The sequence below is a fragment of the Shewanella sp. 10N.286.52.E4 genome (assembly GCF_041468785.1).
Taxonomy (GTDB): domain Bacteria; phylum Pseudomonadota; class Gammaproteobacteria; order Enterobacterales; family Shewanellaceae; genus Shewanella; species Shewanella electrodiphila.
Genome location: NZ_JBFRJJ010000015.1, coordinates 17,321 through 32,895, shown reverse-complemented (window position 1 = coordinate 32,895; position 15,575 = coordinate 17,321). Strand labels below are relative to the sequence as shown.

General features: G+C 42.5%; 15 protein-coding genes. 8 read left to right on the top strand and 7 right to left on the bottom strand.

Annotation, left to right across the window (positions count from 1 at the left end; genetic code table 11):
* Positions 1-58 precede the first annotated feature (58 nt).
* Positions 59-226, top strand: a complete 168-nt coding sequence (locus tag AB4153_RS08015) for a YqaE/Pmp3 family membrane protein (protein WP_102527610.1) — start codon at positions 59-61, stop codon at positions 224-226.
* Between the two features lie 163 nt (positions 227-389).
* Positions 390-590 carry a DUF2986 domain-containing protein gene (locus AB4153_RS08010; RefSeq protein ID WP_371996984.1) on the top strand — a complete coding sequence of 67 codons (201 nt, stop codon included), beginning with the start codon at positions 390-392 and terminating at the stop codon, positions 588-590.
* Between the two features lie 38 nt (positions 591-628).
* Here AB4153_RS08010 and AB4153_RS08005 read toward each other — a convergent pair whose 3' ends face one another.
* From AB4153_RS08005 to moeA, 3 genes are all read right to left on the bottom strand, one after another.
* Positions 629-976 carry a DUF333 domain-containing protein gene (locus AB4153_RS08005; RefSeq protein WP_371996983.1) on the bottom strand — a complete coding sequence of 116 codons (348 nt, stop codon included), beginning with the start codon at positions 974-976 and terminating at the stop codon, positions 629-631.
* Positions 977-1,113: 137 nt separating this feature from the next.
* Complete coding sequence (gene moeB / locus AB4153_RS08000; protein WP_102527613.1) at positions 1,114-1,902, bottom strand: molybdopterin-synthase adenylyltransferase MoeB; 789 nt, start codon at positions 1,900-1,902, stop codon at positions 1,114-1,116.
* A 16-nt stretch (positions 1,903-1,918) separates the two neighbouring features.
* Positions 1,919-3,169: a molybdopterin molybdotransferase MoeA gene (gene moeA / locus AB4153_RS07995; protein WP_371996982.1), complete on the bottom strand. Its 1,251-nt coding sequence runs from the start codon at positions 3,167-3,169 to the stop codon at positions 1,919-1,921.
* Between the two features lie 134 nt (positions 3,170-3,303).
* On the opposite strand from moeA, the gene AB4153_RS07990 reads away from it, so the two are divergent.
* A complete protein-coding gene (locus AB4153_RS07990; RefSeq protein ID WP_229370226.1) occupies positions 3,304-3,669 on the top strand; it encodes a GIY-YIG nuclease family protein in 366 nt (121 codons plus the stop codon).
* A gap of 86 nt (positions 3,670-3,755) precedes the next feature.
* Here the strand turns inward: AB4153_RS07990 and AB4153_RS07985 are convergent, their stop codons facing one another.
* The 4 genes from AB4153_RS07985 to hslR all read right to left on the bottom strand — a co-directional run bounded on the left by AB4153_RS07985 (position 3,756) and on the right by hslR (position 8,901).
* Positions 3,756-5,603 (bottom strand): M14 family metallopeptidase, encoded by a 1,848-nt coding sequence (locus AB4153_RS07985; protein WP_371996981.1) that lies wholly within the window; start codon positions 5,601-5,603, stop codon positions 3,756-3,758.
* 208 nt (positions 5,604-5,811) lie between these two features.
* Positions 5,812-7,353, bottom strand: a complete 1,542-nt coding sequence (locus tag AB4153_RS07980; RefSeq protein ID WP_371996979.1) for a phosphoenolpyruvate carboxykinase — start codon at positions 7,351-7,353, stop codon at positions 5,812-5,814.
* 253 nt (positions 7,354-7,606) lie between these two features.
* The gene (gene hslO / locus AB4153_RS07975) at positions 7,607-8,470 is read right to left on the bottom strand and encodes an Hsp33 family molecular chaperone HslO (protein WP_303517123.1); all 864 of its coding nucleotides are present in this window, start codon (positions 8,468-8,470) and stop codon (positions 7,607-7,609) included.
* 32 nt (positions 8,471-8,502) lie between these two features.
* Positions 8,503-8,901, bottom strand: a complete 399-nt coding sequence (gene hslR / locus AB4153_RS07970; protein WP_102527619.1) for a ribosome-associated heat shock protein Hsp15 — start codon at positions 8,899-8,901, stop codon at positions 8,503-8,505.
* A 247-nt stretch (positions 8,902-9,148) separates the two neighbouring features.
* Between hslR and gspC the strand changes: the two genes are divergently transcribed.
* From gspC to gspG, 5 genes are all read left to right on the top strand, one after another.
* The gene (gene gspC, locus AB4153_RS07965; protein ID WP_371996977.1) at positions 9,149-10,069 is read left to right on the top strand and encodes a type II secretion system protein GspC; all 921 of its coding nucleotides are present in this window, start codon (positions 9,149-9,151) and stop codon (positions 10,067-10,069) included.
* A 24-nt stretch (positions 10,070-10,093) separates the two neighbouring features.
* Positions 10,094-12,271 (top strand): type II secretion system secretin GspD, encoded by a 2,178-nt coding sequence (gspD, locus tag AB4153_RS07960; protein ID WP_102527621.1) that lies wholly within the window; start codon positions 10,094-10,096, stop codon positions 12,269-12,271.
* A 7-nt stretch (positions 12,272-12,278) separates the two neighbouring features.
* Complete coding sequence (gspE, locus tag AB4153_RS07955; protein WP_371997041.1) at positions 12,279-13,826, top strand: type II secretion system ATPase GspE; 1,548 nt, start codon at positions 12,279-12,281, stop codon at positions 13,824-13,826.
* A gap of 3 nt (positions 13,827-13,829) precedes the next feature.
* The gene (gspF, locus tag AB4153_RS07950) at positions 13,830-15,053 is read left to right on the top strand and encodes a type II secretion system inner membrane protein GspF (RefSeq protein ID WP_102527623.1); all 1,224 of its coding nucleotides are present in this window, start codon (positions 13,830-13,832) and stop codon (positions 15,051-15,053) included.
* 64 nt (positions 15,054-15,117) lie between these two features.
* A complete protein-coding gene (gene gspG, locus AB4153_RS07945; protein WP_102527624.1) occupies positions 15,118-15,552 on the top strand; it encodes a type II secretion system major pseudopilin GspG in 435 nt (144 codons plus the stop codon).
* Positions 15,553-15,575: the final 23 nt, after the last annotated feature.

Below are 15,575 nucleotides of genomic sequence, written 5' to 3'. Positions count from 1 at the left end.
GCAATTATGAACATTTTGGTTGATTAATTTTTACAATTTTAAAGGGAAAGAAATAATTATGGATACAAATAAACTGCTGCTAATTGTCATTGCAATCTTACTACCGCCGGTGGCTGTGTTTTTGAAAAAAGGCATGGGAAAAGATTTACTGATTAATATTATTCTCTGTTTATTGTTCTTTGTTCCTGGCTTGATCCATGCCATTTGGGTGGTGATACAAGATTAACCTGCTGGGTTTATTGAACGATGAGAATACCAATTCTGATAATATTTGGAATTGGTATTTTTGTATTTAGGGTTGTAGAATCGCACTCCGATTTATATCGCTTGTATCGAATATGTGCTTTATAGCAAAGCTGTTGTTTCAGAGAGTTTAAGGTGAAATTAGTATGAATAGACGTAAAAAGATTAACCAAACGCTCAAAGGGAAAGCGAAAAAAGCCAATGCGAAAAAAGCAGGTAGTAATAAACCTAAGTATGTTTCTAAAGCTGAGCGAGAATTAGTACAACAGACTGAGCAACAAGAGGCGAGTCAATTGGCTGTATTGAGCGACGACAATCAAGAAGTTACAGCAGAGCAAGTCGGTTAATTGATATCACTTAACATCGCCAAGGTGGTATCAAGCTATTAGCTTTGTTGATGATCACGCCTAAATAACTCCCACTGCTCAATCACTTCACCATCAGGCAGAGTGCAAAGCGACACATCGCCATTAATGTGCTTAATGGTTTCTAAGGTGCCATCTTTATCTATGCAATAATCAGCTGCAGGGTTACTCATGTGTAGCGGCTTGATTTCATCGCCTGAACAGGCGCTTAAACCACTGAGTATTACGACGCATGATAACAGCTTACAATTACTGAGCTTACGAGTGGGTGTTCGAGCAAATAGCGCAGTAAACGGGTACCACAGATAAATGCGGGCTAACTTGTTAGTGCAGTATGCAATATTGGCTATAGTTAATTGTTCGAACATAGTAGATCCCTATGACAGATTTCTATGAATGAGCGTTATAAAAGAGCTGATAATTAAGCCGTTTTCTTTTATCAACTATAGCCAAGATTGTGACTTTTAGTAAAACTTTGATTGTTAATGCTTGCTGATTAAGAACCTTATACAGGTGCCGAGCACACAGAGCAGTTAGCTTGCTTCGGTAGTTTCATTTCACGAAACTCCATCGTCATCGCATCTATCATTAAAATACGACCATTTAAGCCTTGGCCCATTTGGCTGATGGCCTTAATGGCTTCAGTCGCCTGAATACAACCTACTAAACCAACAACTGGCGCTAAGATACCGGACTCGACACAGGTTAATTGTTGTTCGCCAAACAAGCTGCTGTAACAATGGTAGCAAGGCGAAGATGACTGATAATCAAATACCGTTACCGTGCCTTCCATACGTATTGCAGCAGCTGAGATAAAGCTGGTTTTATGCTTAAAACAGCTTTGATTAAGTTGTTCTCTGACTTGAACATTATCAGTGCAGTCTAGTACTAACATATGCTCAGATACCAAGTGTTCAATACGCGCTTCATCAAGAAATTCGTTGATAGTATTGATGGTAATTAATGGGTTTAATTGCGCCAATGTCTGCTTGGCAGAGTCCACTTTGGCTTGACCAATATTTTCATCGTAGTGCAATACTTGGCGCTGTAAATTAGATAATTCAACCGTATCAAAATCAACAAGGGTCATTTCACCCACACCGGCCACAGCTAAATATTGGGTTACAGTACAACCTAGGCCACCTGCGCCAATCACTAATACTTTTGCTTGCTTGAGTTTTTCTTGGCCTTCAATATCCATAGCTTTAATGGATATTTGGCGGCTATAACGCAGCATTTCATTGTCTGACAAAATGTCCAAATCATCAGCTGCGTTTAGGGATAAATCACTCATTAAACTTCCTTAGCAATTAACACAATACGCTGTTGAATGGTTCAACATTAACTTGAGCGCCAGAGGCAATATCGCCTTGTTCTTGCTCTAAGTTAATAAAGCAGTTAGCTAAACTCATCGAGGTAAGCATGCCTGAGCCTTGACCGCCAGTGGTTGATACGACGAGTTCACCGTTGTCATCACGGCTCAAAATACCGCGTTGATATTCTGCTCGGCCTGGTTGTTTGCGAATGGCACTCGTTAGGGTCGCTTTAACGATTAATGGCTCTTTCACCGCTAAGCCTTGCATCTTATTGACGATTGGCCAAACAAGTTTGTAGAAGGTCACCATTGATGAAACAGGGTTACCTGGTAAGCCGCAAAAAACGGCCTTGCCTAATTTACCGAACGCAAATGGCTTACCGGGTTTAATCGCTAAGCGCCAGAAGGTAATTTCACCTTCCTCAGAGAGAATTTGCTTAGTGTAATCAGCATCACCAACAGAAACGCCGCCAGAGGTCAGCACCATATCCGCTTTTTTCGCTGCCTCTCTAAACGCACCGCGAATCGCTTCTTTGTCATCTTCGATAACGCCTAAATCAATCCATTCAACATTCGCTTGGGTGAGTAGGCCTTTAATCGAGTAGCGATTAGAATCGTAAATCTGCCCAGGAGCAAGCTCGCTTCCTACTGGTCGCAGTTCATCTCCTGTTGAAAAGAAAGCGACTTTAAGACGGGCTTTTACTCTTATTTGGCTGATGCCGATTGTAGCTAATACGCCCATTTCTGCCGCGCGAATTTGAGTGCCACTTTTGAGTACATTGGTGCCAGCGGTAAGTTCTTCACCACAGTAGCGAATGCTATTGCCTTTGGCATTTGGGTGTTCAATGGTGATCTTGTCACCGTCAGCAGAGGTTTTCTCCTGCATCTGTACCGTGTCATAACCTGCAGGAACTGGCGCACCAGTCATAATCCGAATGCAGCTGTTGGCTGGGATCTTGCCTTTGTAAGGGTGTCCTGCAAATGAGGTTCCGACCAAGGTTAACGTGGTTGCTGTTTCACCTGTCAGTTCATCGAACTTAAAGGCATAACCGTCCATTGATGAGTTATCGAAAGGAGGGAGGTCGATACAAGATGCCAAGTCTTCAGATAAAATACGGCCAACAGCCTCATTTAAGCTAACCATTTCGCTTTGTTCAATAACACTTACTTGATCAAGTAAAGCATTAATGGCGTCAGTTGGGTGCATTAAACCAGGCTGTGCACAGGCATCAGATTTTGTTGACATCGTAGCTCCTCGCATGACATTTGCCATGTTGTGGTTTATCTAAGGCTGGCTTAGATAATAAGATTCATTTTTGATACCGCATTATGCCATGATAGCGGCAGATAACTATGATCAGACCGAAGGTTTTTATATCTATGACCAGTAAAAGTGGCGCAATAATTAATAATGCCATTATTTCCGAAAAGGTTTCCGAAAAGGTTTCCGCAGAGGTTCCTGTCATCAAGCCTGTATCGAAAAAGAACGACTGGTTTCTTTATATGGTGAAATGCCATAACGGCCATTTATATACAGGCATTACCACAGATGTTAAAAGACGTTTTGCTGAGCATCAGGCTGGTGGCACAAAAGGAGCCAAATACCTTAAAGGCAAAGGGCCATTAACTCTGGTCTATCAAGAAAGTGTCGCAGACAGAAGCTTAGCGACAAAACGTGAGTTAGCGGTTAAAAAGCTCACTCGGGCTAAAAAACTCGCCTTGATCGCAGATTATCAAACGGATTAATTAACCTGTGAAGCTAAAGCCAATAAAAAGCCACCTTAAAGATTATCTTCAGGTGGCTTTTTAGTCATTTGGTCTTGTTTAGTTAATTATCGTGAACGTAGCACAGGGTATTTCATATATTGATTATCGTAATAAGGGCTTCTTTCATAAAACCAGCGCAGTCTTGCTTTTGAATCATTAGCAAAGCTTTCATCTTCTAATGCTGTTTTAAACTCTGCCGCTAAGGCTTCATCTTCTGCTAACATTTTTGCTGCGAGTGGCTCTACAGCATAATCTTCGATGTACTCAGTCCGAGTGAAGATGCTATTGAAAAAGCCCCATTGGAAAAACGAATCGGCAGATTGTGGTTCAAGTAATAAAATTGCTAAATCACCTAATGGTTGATTGGTTGCAATTTGAATCGTGCCAATAGGTAATGTTGTTTCAATATTCACTTTGTTGCTGGTGGCTTTGACGCGTTGTCTGCCTTCATAATCTTTTTGATTAAATGTCGGCTCTGCAAATTGATACTGGCTTAGTTTGAGCGTTTTAGCTTCAGTCAGTGGCGTCATTCTGACGCCATGAATCGATAGGCGCTCAATCACTTGGTGCCACTGGGCAGGTACATAATAGTATTTAGGGCGTTGAGTCATAACATTCGCTTCGGTATTACCCATGACTGGTAAGTTAGGGTAAAGCTTAGGTTGCCCATTCCAGCGCACGACCTCTGTGCCACTAATTTCACTGGTTTCAAGCGAATAACCAATGCCTTTGAAATCCCAACCGGGCTGCTCAACTGTATTCCAGGTTAATGGGATCTGTTGTCGGCGTTGGTACTTATCTTCATAAATCGCCGCTTTTAATTTTGTGCCATGCTTTGCCACCGTTTTAAGGGTTTGCTCTAACATGACGTATGTGCCTAGTACTCTTTGTTTAAAAGGTTTTAAGCTGTGGTTTTCAATTAAAATGGTGGGTAAGTGGCGTGCATCGCCATAACCATTTGAAAATCGAGGACTTGGATTCCAATAAGATAAGCCTTTTGACAAGTCAGTATTGTCTAACGCGAACACTAAAGGCCCAGGGACATGGCCATTATCTGTCAGTGCAGATTCAACTTCTGGGCGGTAATATTTTTCTAACCATTCAAAGCTTGCAGGGCTGTAGCCTTGTTTTACGTTATAGCCAAAGGTGACATCGTACTGATAATCAATACCGTCAGTGACATGAACATCAATATATAAGTCAGGTTGCCACACATTGATGGCACGGATCATATGCTGTAATTCTAGCGTATCTAGTTTGGCGTAATCACGGTTTAAATTTAGGTTTCTAGCATTGGTGCGCCAACCCATATCGACAGGGCCACGCTGGTTTACACGGTTGTACTCATCACTTCGCTCATGGGCGTCGACGCTTAAAATTGGAACAAATAACAGGTTCACTCTATCAAGCAAAGCTTGCTTATCGCCTTGAGTCATATCCCGTAACAGCATCATCCCCGCATCTTTTCCGTCAATTTCACCAGAGTGAATACCAGCTTGAACTAAAATGGTGGGCTTATTGCTTTCTGAGAGAACCTCGGGTGTTGCCGCTCCTGATTCTGATGCCACGACCATCCAAATATCACGACCTTGAGGGCTTTTACCAATCGAGACTTGTGATAACAAATCACTACTATCAACAAGTTTATTTAGCCATTGATGGGTGGCTTCGTAATCAGGACTATGTGCTAAACCATTTTGCTCAAATGGCGTTGACCAAGGTGATGAGGCATCTAAAATGATCGCTTCACTTCGCCCTTGCCACGGTTGAATAGGCGGTAAAATCTCATCATTGATAAATGGGTGGGAAGCTAAACTGGGTGATTCTGTTAAGGCTTGCTCTGAGGTTTCGGCCATACTAGAAAAAGAAAATAGCGAATTGATCATTAAACTGGCAAGTATGGCGCGGCGCATAGATATCCCTATGTGTGAGCAAATAGAATGTCGTTTTATATTAAATCAAATAGGAAGTGAGACAAGGGCTTAGCGAGAGGTAATTGATAATATTACTGTTTAAAATGTAACAATTTTGAACAAAGGGATAAAATAAAAAAGCCTCAATGTCACTTGAGGCTTTGTGTTGGCGCAATCATATATTGACGCGTATTACAGCATCAGTGTGCTAGCTATTAGGCCCAGCGGCTTTGATTGCATCCGATACCTGATATTTAGCAAAGTTCGCTGTGAACTCTTCGGCTAATTGCTGGGCGTATTTTGCGTACTCATTTTTGTCAGCCCAAGTATTTACTGGGTTGAGCAATTGAGTATCAACGCCTGAAACCGCTACAGGTACAGCGAGGTTCAGTTTATCAATATACTGAGTTTCAACATCTTTTAGCTCGCCACTGACAATCGCATCAACAATTGCACGAGTGGTTGGAATATCAAAACGTTTACCAACGCCGTGAGGGCCGCCAGTCCAACCAGTATTTACTAGGTAAACACGACTACCAAATGACTCAATACGCTTCATTAATAGTTCTGCGTACACACCAGCAGGGCGCGGGAAGAAAGGCGCACCAAAGCAGGTTGAGAACGTTGATTGAATTGCTGAAGTTGAGCCCATTTCAGTAGAGCCCACTTTTGCAGTGTAACCCGACAAGAAGTGATAAGCCGCTTGCTCTTTAGTTAACACTGACACTGGTGGTAATACACCAGAGACATCACAAGTTAAAAACACCACTGAGTTGGGTTCAGCACCACGGTTTTCTTCTTTACGCTGAGCAATATGCTCTAACGGGTAAGCTGCGCGGCTATTCTCTGTTAATGTTGTATTCGTATAATCAGGCACTCGTTGTTCATCTAACATGACATTTTCAAGTACCGTACCAAAGCGAATCGCATCCCAAATCACCGGTTCGTTCTTCTGGCTTAAGTCGATACATTTTGCATAACAGCCGCCTTCGATATTGAATACACCGCCGGGAGCCCAACCATGCTCATCATCGCCAATAAGAAAACGTTTTGGATCAGCAGATAAGGTAGTTTTACCTGTACCTGATAAACCAAAGAATAATGTGGTATCACCATCATGACCGACATTGGCAGAGCAATGCATAGGAAGCACGCCCTTAGCTGGCAATAAGAAGTTTTGTACCGAGAACATCGACTTTTTCATTTCGCCGGCATACTTAAGTCCAGCTAGAAGGACTTTTTTGTCGGCAAAATTGATCATCACAACCGCATCAGAATGAGTGCCATCGCGGGCAGGGTCACAAACAAATTCAGGCGCATTCATTATTTGCCAAACGTCTTTATCGCCTCGGTTAAACTGCTCTGGAGTGATAAATAAGTTACGCGCAAAAACTTGATGCCATGCATATTCTGTGGTGACTCGAACGGGAAGGTAGTGCGCATCGTCAGCACCTACTTCTAGCTCAGATACGAATATGTCTTTCTCAGATAGATAAGCTTCAACGCGGCCCCAAAGTGCATCAAAAGTATCTGCAGCAATACCTTTGTTGACTGAGCCCCAATCAATATCATCTTGAGTATTGGCTTCTTGAACAATAAAACGATCATTAGGGGAACGACCAGTACGTTCGCCTGTTTTTGCTACTAATGCGCCATTGGCGGTTAACTGCCCTTCATTACGTTGTAAAGCAAGTTCAATTAACTCAGCGCTAGTAAGGTTGAAGTGTACGCTATTTGTTCCATCTGTCATCGGGTGCTTCTCCGTTGTAAATAGGTCGTTTATCGGTCTATATTGCCGATTTATAGTTGGGATGACTTACGTTCTCGCTTGCTTATGCTAAAACTAATTTAGCAAAGCCATTGTAACGTAATAAACAAAACAGGTAACCAACAGTTTGGTAACTTTTTTGTAATTTGAGCTGGTTTTTTAGTTTTAAGATAGATTTTTTACATAAAAAAAGCGCCTAAGGCGCTTTTTTTTGAAAGTTGTTATGTAGGTTTGATCAGTTGCTACTGTTTCCAGCATCTAAGTTACCCGCATAAATTGCAGCAATATCGATGCTGTCGAAGGTATACATTTGCGGGCAATATTCACAGCCCATTTCGATTTTACCTTCTTCAGCTAGAATTTCTTCCACTTCAGTTTGCTCAATCGTAGCGAGTGCTTTAGCGCTTCGCTCTCTTGAGCAAGTACATTTAAAGCTAACGTCTACAGGATCAAACAGACGCACATCTTCTTGATGATAAAGACGATGTAAAATGTCTTCAGCCTCTAACGTAAATAGCTCTTCTTGCTTAATGGTCTCAGTGAGCGCCAATAAGTGGTTGAAGTCTTCGTTTTCTTCAGTTTGAGTGGGTAACACTTGTAGCAACATACCCGCAGCTTGCTTACCATCAGCGAATAATGAAATGCGTGTTGGCAATTGCTCTGATTGGTTAAAGTACTCTTCTAAACAAGCGGCAAGATTATCGTGATCTAATGACACAATACCTTGGTAACGCTCGCCTTCATCAGGCGTCAGGGTAATCACCATCACACCTTTACCGAACAAATCACTTAAAGAGGCTTCATCAGAAAACTCACCATTCCAGCGAGCAACACCACGAAGAGCTTGCAAGTTAGTGCCATTAATCACAGCAACAGAAACAGGCCCATCACCTTGCAATTGCACACTGATGTCGCCAGTGAACTTGATGGTGGCAGTCAATAATGATGTTGCAGCCATAAGCTGTCCCATTATCAGTTGGAGTGCCTTTGGGTATTCATGTGCTGATAGGATTTCTTGATAACTTTTTTCAAGTTGAACCATTTCACCACGAACATCGGCATTATCAAATAAGTAGCGATGTAATATATCTTTGCTCATGTTTTATCTCGTTTGTTGTACTTTAACTATCGTTATAGATCTTTAAAGCGAATAAGTTGGCGACGTTGTTTTTTATCCGGCTTATTTTCTGGAGCGGGATTGTTCAATATATTCAAACGTCTGGCTTCGGCATTAAACGCTCTTTTGCTAATGCTCTCAGCTGTTTCTTCGTATAGCGTTTGCGCTACAGCAGCCCCTTGTCGGTGTTCCGACAACTGAGCAATAATTATTTCCCTATCATCATGGCCTTGACGTAAACGTATCTTGGCACCCACTTCAGCTTGTTTGCTGGATTTAGCGCGTTGACCGTTATAGTGCACTTTTCCGCCATTGATCATCTCTTTTGCTAATGAGCGTGTTTTATAAAAACGCGCCGCCCATAACCATTTGTCGAGTCGAACAGTCACTGTTTTAGATGGAGCTTGGCTCATCTAACACCCCCAAAAGTGGTACGAGTTCACACCGTTGACATTTTTAACGTGTAAAATGCAGGCGAGAGCCCAATATCGTGGCGTTTCTCACAGCCTTTTTAGGCGCGCAAATGTAGCATATTCGGTGCAATTTCGCCAATCCATATGCTATGGGCTTGTTGCAATAAGCTGGCTGGGTTAGCATGATGCAGTATTTCCTAAATTAACAGAATTAGAACAGCGACCTGCTAGAGGGTCAAAGCCGAATATGGATGTATTAGATAAAATTATAACTAAGGCTGCGGGAATCCCCCAAAAGCCATTAAGCACAGCTGTATTCTGGTTAGGATTAGTGATTGTGCTATTACTGACAGCGCAGATTACCTGGAAGCTAATGCCAGTAAATTCTCAGGCAGTTGCATGGCAACCTTCGCCAACTTCGGTAGCAAGCGCTAAACGGGTTGAGCTAAGTAGTGTCCAGCGATTGGCATTATTTGGCGAAAAAGACGCCAATGCAAATGGCCGCCCTAATAAACCTGCTCCAGTTGAACAAATTACTGATGCACCTAAAACTAACCTTTCTATTTTATTGACGGGGGTGGTGGCTTCTACTTCTGATACCAACGGTCTTGCTGTCATTGAATCAAAAGGTAATCAAGAAACTTACGGCTTAGGTGACAAAATTAAAGGCACTTCTGCTTCGCTGAAAGAAGTGTATGCCGACCGTATCATCATTACTAATGCTGGCCGTTATGAGACATTAATGTTGGATGGTTTAAATTATACCACCCAAAGCCAAGCTAACCAGTCATTACAGCAAGCCAAAAAAGACCGTCAAGTACAGCGTGACGATCGTCGTCAAAATGCCGAAGTTGCTCAGCAAATCAGTGATTCACGTGATGAACTATTAGCTGATCCAGGAAAGCTGACTGACTATCTAGCCATTTCTCCAGTGCGCGGCGCCGACGGTGTCAGCGGCTATCGCCTCAACCCAGGTAAAAATAAATCTTTATTTGCGGCTGCGGGATTTAAAGCAAATGATTTAGCCAAATCCATCAACGGCTATGATTTGACCGACATGGGACAATCATTAGAAGTTATGGCGCAATTACCAGAATTAACAGAAGTCGGCGTCATGGTTGAACGTGATGGACAGTTAGTAGAAATAATTTTTAGTTTGCCAGAATAGTTAGGCAGTAGAGGATTGAAAATAATGAAGAGTTATGGAATTCGACGCAAGTTATTAGCAGGGATGGTTGCTGGTATAGCAATGCTTGCTTCTCAAGCGGCTTGGTCGGAGCAATATGCTGCCAATTTTAAAGGCACAGATATTCAAGAATTCATTAATATTGTAGGTAAGAACCTCAATAAAACGATTATTGTCGATCCAACTGTCCGCGGCAAAATTAACGTCCGTAGTTACGACTTATTGGATGATGAACAGTATTACCAATTCTTCCTCAACGTATTGCAAGTTTATGGTTATGCCGTTGTCGAAATGGAAAACCGTGTTATTAAAGTCATCAAGGATAAAGATGCGAAAACCGCAGCTATCCGTGTGGCCGATGATGCTAAGCCTGGTTTAGGTGATGAAATGGTTACACGTATTGTGGCCCTTTATAATACCGAAGCTAAACAACTTGCGCCGTTATTACGTCAGCTAAATGATAATGCGGGTGGCGGTAACGTTGTAAATTATGACCCATCAAATGTATTGATGATTTCAGGTCGTGCTGCAGTCGTAAATAAACTAGTCGAAATCGTCCGCCGTGTAGATAAACAAGGTGATACGGAAGTACAGGTAGTATCGCTTGAGTTTGCATCAGCAGGCGAAATCGTTCGTATTATTGATACTTTGTACCGCTCAACAGCTAACCAAGCACAAATGCCAGGCCAAGCACCTAAAGTGGTTGCTGATGAACGAACCAATGCCGTGGTTGTGAGTGGTGATGAAAAAAGCCGTCAGCGTGTAGTCGAATTGGTCCGCCGTCTTGATGCTGAGCAAGCTACAACAGGTAATACCAAAGTCCGTTACTTACGTTACGCTAAGGCTGAAGATTTAGTTGAAGTATTAACAGGTTTTGCTGAGCAACTACAAAGCGACCAGGATACTGGCCAGAGTGGCAGCAATAAGCGCCGTAAAGAAATTAATATCATGGCTCACGTTGATACTAATGCATTAGTTATCAGCGCTGAACCAGATCAAATGCGCACCATTGAAAGTGTCGTTAACCAATTAGATATTCGTCGTGCACAAGTCCTAGTCGAAGCGATTATTGTTGAAGTCTCAGAAGGTGATGATGTTGGTTTTGGTGTGCAGTGGGCAACTGCCGCAGGTGGTGGCACCCAGTTTAATAACTTAGGCCCTACCATCGGTGAAATTGGTGCGGGTATTTGGCAAGCTCAAGGCGAAGAAGGCACCACAGTCTGTACTGAAAATGGTACCTGTACCGAAAACCCTGATACCCGTGGTGACATTACCTTACTGGCGCAAGCGTTAGGTAAAGTGAATGGCATGGCGTGGGGCGTTACCGCTGGTGATTTTGGCGCATTAGTACAAGCAGTATCAAGTGATACTAAATCAAACGTACTTGCTACACCTTCTATCACAACACTAGATAACCAAGAAGCTTCATTTATTGTTGGTGATGAAGTGCCAATTCTAACGGGTAGCCAAAACTCAAGTAATGGTAACTCTAACCCTTTCCAAACGGTTGAACGTAAAGAAGTCGGCGTAAAACTTAAAGTGGTACCACAAGTCAACGAGGGTAATGCTGTTAAGTTAACCATTGAGCAGGAAGTCTCAGGGATTAACGGTAAAACGGGTGTCGATGTGACGTTTGCGACTCGTCGCTTAACCACTACTGTGATGGCCGATTCGGGGCAAATCGTTGTCTTAGGTGGTTTGATCAATGAAGAAACCCAAGAGTCGGTTCAAAAAGTACCATTCTTAGGTGATTTACCGATTATTGGTCATTTATTCAAGTCATCTTCAAGTGGCGTGAAAAAGAAAAATCTGATGGTATTTATCAAGCCTACGATTATTCGTGATGGTATTACTATGGAAGGTATTGCGGGACGTAAATATAACTACTTCCGCGCATTGCAAATCGAACAACAAGAACGTGGTGTTAACTTAATGCCAAATACTGATGTGCCAATACTTGATGAATGGGATCAAGAGGCTTACTTACCTGATGAAGTTAACGAAGTCTTAAATCGTTATAAAGAAGGTAAGAACTTAGAAACTAAGATGCGTGATTCGGATCCAGCATTGAAGCATATCAGCGAGAGCATGGAAAAAGATCGCGCTGCAACAGAAGCAGCCAGCAAAGCAGCTGAATCGGTTGAAGAAGACGCAGAAGCATCAGAAGATAACGCCAATGAGTGAAGCAGAAATGACTGAACAATTGGCGAAAGTGTCAACAGACTTAGGTTTAGAAGCAGATGAACTCAATGATGAGGTGTTTGTTTCAACCAGTCGTGAGCGCTTACCTTTTGCTTTTTCACACAGGTTTAATTTGGCATTAGCCAAAGAAACTGATGCACTAAAATTGTATTACACCAGTGAAACACCATTAGATGCGATGCTCGAAGTGCGTCGTTATGCTGGTGAAGAACTCGTGCTAAGTAAATTACCGATTGATGAGTTTGAAGCTAAGTTAACTCAAACTTTCCAAGCAAATTCATCTGAAGCACAGCAGTTGATGGAAGACATTGGCAACGAGATGGACTTATTCACTCTAGCCGAAGAACTGCCGCAAACTGAAGATTTATTAGAAGGCGATGATGATGCACCAATTATTAAGTTAATTAATGCCTTGTTATCGGAAGCGATTAAAGAAGAAGCCTCAGATATTCACATCGAGACATATGAGAAGCAATTGATTGTCCGCTTCCGTATTGATGGTGTATTAAAAGAGGTGTTAAAACCAAATCGTAAACTGTCTTCGCTGCTGGTTTCGCGTATTAAAGTGATGGCGCGTTTAGATATTGCTGAAAAACGTGTGCCCCAAGATGGCCGTATTTCATTGCGTATTGCAGGTCGAGCGGTCGATGTGCGTGTATCAACCATGCCATCAAGTCATGGCGAGCGTGTTGTGCTACGTCTACTGGATAAAAATACCGGTAATCTCGATTTAAAATTACTGGGTATGACATTATCGATTCGTGAACAGTTCGATGCCATTATTCGTAAACCCCATGGCATTATCTTGGTAACTGGCCCGACAGGTTCTGGTAAAAGTACCACCTTGTATGCAGGCTTAACTGAGATCAATTCAAAAGATACCAACATTTTGACCGTTGAAGATCCTATCGAGTACGAGCTTGAAGGTATCGGCCAAACGCAAGTTAACATGAAAGCCGATATGAGCTTTGCTCGTGGTTTACGTGCAATATTACGTCAAGATCCTGATGTGGTGATGATTGGTGAAATCCGTGATTTAGAAACCGCGCAAATTGCGGTTCAAGCATCATTAACCGGTCACTTAGTGATATCAACACTGCATACCAACACCGCATCTGGCGCGATTACGCGTTTGCAAGATATGGGTGTTGAACCGTTCCTTGTTTCATCAAGTTTGTTGGGCGTATTAGCTCAGCGATTGATTCGAACTCTATGTAACGAATGTAAAATCCCCCATGAACCTGATGAGCGAGAGCGTGAATTATTAGGCGTGACCGCCAATGATACTCGCGTTATTTACCGCGCTAATGGCTGTAAAGAGTGTGGTAATAATGGCTATCGTGGCCGTACCGGTATTCATGAGTTACTCGTGGTTGATGACAATGTACGTGAGTTAATTCACGGCGGTCGTGGTGAGCTGGCAATTGAGAAATATGTTCGTCAAACCATCCCAAGTATTCGTCACGATGGCATGAGTAAAGTACTTGATGGTGTCACAACCCTAGAAGAAGTATTGCGCGTAACTCGCGAGGAATAATCAATGGCAGCGTTTGAATATAAAGCCCTTGATAGCAATGGCAAACAGCAAAAAGGTGTGATTGAAGCAGATACAGCGCGTCACGCGCGTAGTCAGCTGCGTGAACAACGCTTAATGCCACTTGAGTTACAACCTGTTGCCGAAAAAGAAGCGAAAGCGAAAACGGGTGGTCTGAAATTATTCCAACGTGGTATCTCGGTGGCAGAACTTGCCCTGATTACCCGTCAAATTGCGACCCTAGTTGCTGCGGGTTTGCCGATTGAAGAATCGCTTAAAGCGGTTGGACAGCAGTGTGAAAAAGACAGACTTGCTAGCTTAGTGATGGCTGTACGTTCACGGGTTGTTGAAGGTTATAGCTTAGCTGATTCACTCGCAGAATATCCCCATGTTTTTGATGATCTATACCGTGCAATGGTGGCGTCAGGCGAAAAGTCTGGTCATTTAGAAGTGGTATTGAATCGTCTTGCTGATTACACCGAACGTCGTCAACAGCTTAAGTCTAAGCTTACTCAGGCGATGATTTACCCGATTGTACTGACCGTTGTTGCTATCGGCGTTATTGCTGTTTTATTAGCGGCTGTAGTTCCAAAAGTTGTTGGCCAGTTTGAGCACATGGGCCAAGAGTTACCGGGCACTACGCAATTTTTGATTATTGCATCAGACTTTGTGCAGTCATATGGTTTAGTCGTCTTGGGACTGATGTTTGCCGCATTTGTGTTGTTTAAACAAATGCTGAAAAAACCTAATTTTAGAATGGTGTTCGATACTTGGCTGTTAAAAGCGCCAGTGCTCGGTAAAGTCAGTAAAGGGATTAACACTGCGCGTTTTGCCCGAACTTTAAGTATTTTATCGGCAAGTTCAGTACCGTTACTTGAAGGCATGCGAATTGCGAGTGAAGTATTAGTCAATGTGAAAGTACGCGCGGCTGTTGATGATGCGACAGCAAGAGTACGTGAAGGTACAAGTTTAGGTGCTGCGCTGACAAATACTAAACTTTTTCCACCTATGATGCTCTATATGATTGCGTCGGGTGAAAAAAGTGGCCAGTTAGAGCAAATGCTGGAGCGCGCTGCTGATAACCAAGACAGTGAGTTTGAAGCGAATGTGAACATTGCTTTAGGTGTATTTGAACCTATGTTGGTTGTGAGTATGGCCTCGGTAGTGTTATTCATTGTGATGGCCATTTTACAACCTATTTTAGAATTGAATAACTTGATTAGCGGCTAGCGCAGCAAGTTTTTAGATATTATTTTTGTCACGCCAATGTGGTGTGCACTGGAGGAAGTCGTCAATGCAAGTCAATCGTAAACAACGTGGTTTTACCCTTTTAGAAGTCATGGTCGTTATCGTGATCTTAGGTATTTTAGCCTCAATGGTTGTACCTAACCTTATGGGTAACAAAGATAAAGCCGATTTACAAAAAGCAGTATCTGACATTGTTGCATTAGAGAATGCCCTAGATATGTATCGTCTTGATAACAGTGTTTATCCAACGACGGATCAAGGTTTAGATGCTTTAGTACAAAAGCCAACATCTTCACCTGAACCACGTAACTACCGTCCAGATGGTTACCTAAAACGTTTGCCTCAGGATCCATGGCGCAATGATTACTTCTTATTGAGCCCAGGCGAAAATGGTCGTATCGATATTTTCAGTGCAGGTCCTGACGGACAAGTTGGTACTGAAGATGACATCGGTAACTGGAACCTACAAAACTTCCAGTAATGGAAGTTTAAGCTGATAACGCA

Coding starts and splice junctions, on each gene's coding strand:
- gspG (WP_102527624.1), top strand. CDS start 15,118: ATGCAAGTCAATCGTAAACAACGTGGTTTTACCCTTTTAGAAGTCATG.
- AB4153_RS08015 (WP_102527610.1), top strand. CDS start 59: ATGGATACAAATAAACTGCTGCTAATTGTCATTGCAATCTTACTACCG.
- gspC (WP_371996977.1), top strand. CDS start 9,149: ATGGATGTATTAGATAAAATTATAACTAAGGCTGCGGGAATCCCCCAA.
- hslO (WP_303517123.1), bottom strand. CDS start 8,470: ATGAGCAAAGATATATTACATCGCTACTTATTTGATAATGCCGATGTT.
- gspF (WP_102527623.1), top strand. CDS start 13,830: ATGGCAGCGTTTGAATATAAAGCCCTTGATAGCAATGGCAAACAGCAA.
- hslR (WP_102527619.1), bottom strand. CDS start 8,901: ATGAGCCAAGCTCCATCTAAAACAGTGACTGTTCGACTCGACAAATGG.
- AB4153_RS07985 (WP_371996981.1), bottom strand. CDS start 5,603: ATGCGCCGCGCCATACTTGCCAGTTTAATGATCAATTCGCTATTTTCT.
- AB4153_RS08005 (WP_371996983.1), bottom strand. CDS start 976: ATGTTCGAACAATTAACTATAGCCAATATTGCATACTGCACTAACAAG.
- gspE (WP_371997041.1), top strand. CDS start 12,279: ATGACTGAACAATTGGCGAAAGTGTCAACAGACTTAGGTTTAGAAGCA.
- AB4153_RS08010 (WP_371996984.1), top strand. CDS start 390: ATGAATAGACGTAAAAAGATTAACCAAACGCTCAAAGGGAAAGCGAAA.
- gspD (WP_102527621.1), top strand. CDS start 10,094: ATGAAGAGTTATGGAATTCGACGCAAGTTATTAGCAGGGATGGTTGCT.
- AB4153_RS07990 (WP_229370226.1), top strand. CDS start 3,304: ATGACCAGTAAAAGTGGCGCAATAATTAATAATGCCATTATTTCCGAA.
- moeA (WP_371996982.1), bottom strand. CDS start 3,169: ATGTCAACAAAATCTGATGCCTGTGCACAGCCTGGTTTAATGCACCCA.
- moeB (WP_102527613.1), bottom strand. CDS start 1,902: ATGAGTGATTTATCCCTAAACGCAGCTGATGATTTGGACATTTTGTCA.
- AB4153_RS07980 (WP_371996979.1), bottom strand. CDS start 7,353: ATGACAGATGGAACAAATAGCGTACACTTCAACCTTACTAGCGCTGAG.